The sequence below is a fragment of the Treponema sp. R6D11 genome (assembly GCF_054786075.1).
The window spans coordinates 1-3,476 of sequence record NZ_BDHD01000175.1 but is presented as its reverse complement, the minus strand read 5'-3'; the positions used below and the strand labels follow the sequence as shown (position 1 = coordinate 3,476).

Below are 3,476 nucleotides of genomic sequence, written 5' to 3'. Positions count from 1 at the left end.
GCTTGGAATGAGCCTGTCACTGAAAAAACCTTCTTCCGCCGCGTAAACACTCATTTCTTCGTTTTGAAAATATTTACTTTGTTCTTGAGACATTCTATACCATTTTTTCTGAATATCAATAGTAGGATATAACACGCCAACTTTAAAACTAACGCCGAATATTTTATTTGGAGACCATTTTTCGGCAAGAATATTAAAACCAAATGTATAAAAAAAGAATCTCCAATCTTCTATATTGCCGTACCTGTTTATATCGAATGTAAATTCAGGTCCGATATAAATATCCAAGGGAACCTTAAATACAATACTTGTATACAGTCCTGGGTAAACATCATTGGTATCGCTAAAAGACTTATTTCCGTAAAGAGATAATCGCCCTCCAAATTCTGCGCCTATTCTAAAAAATACGGTTTTTTCCTTTTCAGGTTTTTCTGTTTCTTCTTCTTCCTCTGCTACTACTGCTTTTTCTCTTTCAGGTTCGGGTCTTTGTTTAAACGCAGTTTTAGTCTCAGGTTCAGCTTCAGGTTCTTTATATTGATTCGGTTGTGTAACGGCAAAAACATGTATATTTACCCACTGAGATCCTTCGGCGGGTCTTCCAAGAATATCATACGGGATTACGCGAAAACGATAAGGTCCGGGAGACAGAGAAACTTCGATAAAATGCGCTTTTGTAAATTCTTTTAAATACGGAGTATATGTTCCATTAATTTCTTTTTCAAAAACAACTTCATACTGTAGAGTATGTTCGCCCCCTTTCCATACAAACCGTTGAACATATTTAACTTCATCGCCTTTTTCTTCAATAAAATAACCCGATGTCTGCGCCGAAAGAAAAGAGGTAAATACAAATAAAATTATCGCAAGTAATAAATACTTTTTATTATTAATTGCCATATAAAATACCTGCATCTTCAATTTCAACCGGAGTGGGAGCGAGGAAATGCCGTCGGTATCCGTTAAAGGAAAAACAAAGCCCGTGCGTATTTTTGCCGTTGTTAATTTTGCCGGAGAAGACAGAGGACCTCAAACATTAAATGAAGTCCGCTCGCTCTTGGGAATTGATCCGCCCGATCTTGGAAAAGTAGACGTAAACGCTGATGAAAAGAAATATAAAATTGGCGAGGCTGCAAAATAAAAAATGGGCAACAAAGCGCGATATAAAAAAAGAAGCGATTTTCGTTTTCTTGATTTATTTATAATTGTTTTTTTTCTCTTTATTGCCGTTGTAAGTCTTTATTTATTTCGATTGGATTTGTTAAATACGTTCAAATTGCAAAATGTCGAGCCTGCCGGAACTGTTATAATTAAAAAAAATACAGTCCAAAGACGGCTTGGCGACCGCGTTATTTGGGACAGGCTAAATACAGAATCGCCTGTATATGTGGGAGATTTAATTCGTGTTGCTGATATTTCCGCCGCGACTCTCTACATTAAAGGTAATAGCATAGAATTAGACGAGAACACTCTTATTCGTATCGTCCTTTCCCCCGATGGCGAAGGCTTGCAAATTATAATGACTTCGGGAACTGTAGCCGTTTTTGCCGAAAAGGGAGCGGAAAAAGTTTCTCTCAATTTAAATGGGAAGGAAATAAAGTCAGAACCGGGAACTGTTTTACGCGCCGCTGTGCCGGAAAAAGGAGAGGCGACTGTAAAAGTTTACGAAAGCGTCCAGAAATTTGTTGAGGAAGTGCCTCTGCGTAAAATAGCGGAACCTCGTCTTTTAAGTCCAGCCGCAAACAGCGTTTTTCATTACAGTGAAGAGCTTCCGTCGTTAAATTTCCAATGGACAAGCGTAGAGGAAGCGACATCTTACATTTTACAGGTTAGCTCCTCGCCGGATTTTTCAGGTCTGCGTATTAATATAAGTACGTCCGCTGTTTCCGCCTCTGTAAATGATTTGGGGCGGGGATTATGGTATTGGCGCGTAATGCTAGGGCTTCCGCTGCCTTATAGCAGTAGTCCTGTTTTTTCCAATACCTCTTTTTTCCGAATAGAACAACACGGATCGGGAAGAGTCGAACCTGTTCAAAACGGCAGTATTGCAGAGTGGCTTGCAGAAGAAGCGCCGCCTGTAAAACCGCCGCCCGAAGTACCCAGAGAAGTTCTCATGGAGAGTCCTCTGCCGACAACATCAATACCCGCTGTTCAAGCGCAGGCTTCTGAGCCTGTAAAACCGCCTCCCGAAAAAGCTCCGCCGCCTCCCGCGTTGTTTGCCGCTCCGCAAATTATTCAGCCTGCGCAGAGAGCAATTTATGGTTTTGAACAGCTTCTGTCTCAAAGAAATATTAATTTCAGGTGGTCGTCGGTACGCGGGGCAAACGCTTATATTTTAACTCTTTATGAACAGACCGCAGACGGAAGGCGGCAAATTCTTCGTACAACGATAAACAGAGGCACTCGCTATACAATGGATAATTTGCGTTTGCTGGAAAAAGGGACATTTGTATGGCAAGTAGAAGCGGTAAGAGTGGGACGTAATAATGTTATCGAACAACATGGCAAAACAACGGATAATATTTTTACGGTAAATTTCCCCGCTCCCACTCCGGTTGAAATTGAAGATGCAGGTATTTTATATGGCAATTAATAATAAAAAGTATTTATTACTTGCGATAATTTTATTTGTATTTACCTCTTTTCTTTCGGCGCAGACATCGGGTTATTTTATTGAAGAAAAAGGCGATGAAGTTAAATATGTTCAACGGTTTGTATGGAAAGGGGGCGAACATACTCTACAGTATGAAGTTGTTTTTGAAAAAGAAATTAATGGAACATATACTCCGTATTTAAAAGAATTTACAAAAGCGCATTTTATCGAAGTTTCTCTGTCTCCCGGACCTTATCGTTTTCGCGTAATCCCGTATGATATTCTTGGAAGACCCGCCGAAGGATCTCAGTGGGTAAATATACATGTTTTTGCCGTTACACAACCGAATCAATATAAAGAACCTGAAGCTGAACCTGAGACTAAAACTGCGTTTAAACAAAGACCCGAACCTGAAAGAGAAAAAGCAGTAGTAGCAGAGGAAGAAGAAGAAACAGAAAAACCTGAAAAGGAAAAAACCGTATTTTTTAGAATAGGCGCAGAATTTGGAGGGCGATTATCTCTTTACGGAAATAAGTCTTTTAGCGATACCAATGATGTTTACCCAGGACTGTATACAAGTATTGTATTTAAGGTTCCCTTGGATATTTATATCGGACCTGAATTTACATTCGATATAAACAGGTACGGCAATATAGAAGATTGGAGATTCTTTTTTTATACATTTGGTTTTAATATTCTTGCCGAAAAATGGTCTCCAAATAAAATATTCGGCGTTAGTTTTAAAGTTGGCGTGTTATATCCTACTATTGATATTCAGAAAAAATGGTATAGAATGTCTCAAGAACAAAGTAAATATTTTCAAAACGAAGAAATGAGTGTTTACGCGGCGGAAGAAGGTTTTTTCAGTGACAGGCTCATTCCAAGC

At 39.2% G+C, this 3,476-nt stretch carries 1 protein-coding gene and 3 pseudogenes; 3 read left to right on the top strand and 1 reads right to left on the bottom strand.

Annotated features, from left to right (window positions below):
• Positions 1–897: pseudogene (locus tag ACYVTD_RS10685) on the bottom strand (hypothetical protein); the annotation flags it as partial.
• Between the two features lie 40 nt (positions 898–937).
• Here ACYVTD_RS10685 and ACYVTD_RS10680 point away from each other — a divergent pair.
• The 3 genes and pseudogenes from ACYVTD_RS10680 to ACYVTD_RS10670 all read left to right on the top strand — a co-directional run.
• Positions 938–1,138: pseudogene (locus ACYVTD_RS10680) on the top strand (hypothetical protein); the annotation flags it as partial.
• Positions 1,139–1,141: 3 nt separating this feature from the next.
• Complete coding sequence (locus ACYVTD_RS10675; RefSeq protein WP_461247757.1) at positions 1,142–2,590, top strand: FecR family protein; 1,449 nt, start codon at positions 1,142–1,144, stop codon at positions 2,588–2,590.
• Positions 2,580–3,476 (top strand): annotated as a pseudogene (locus tag ACYVTD_RS10670) (hypothetical protein); the annotation flags it as partial. The gene ACYVTD_RS10675 and the pseudogene ACYVTD_RS10670, both read left to right, overlap by 11 nt.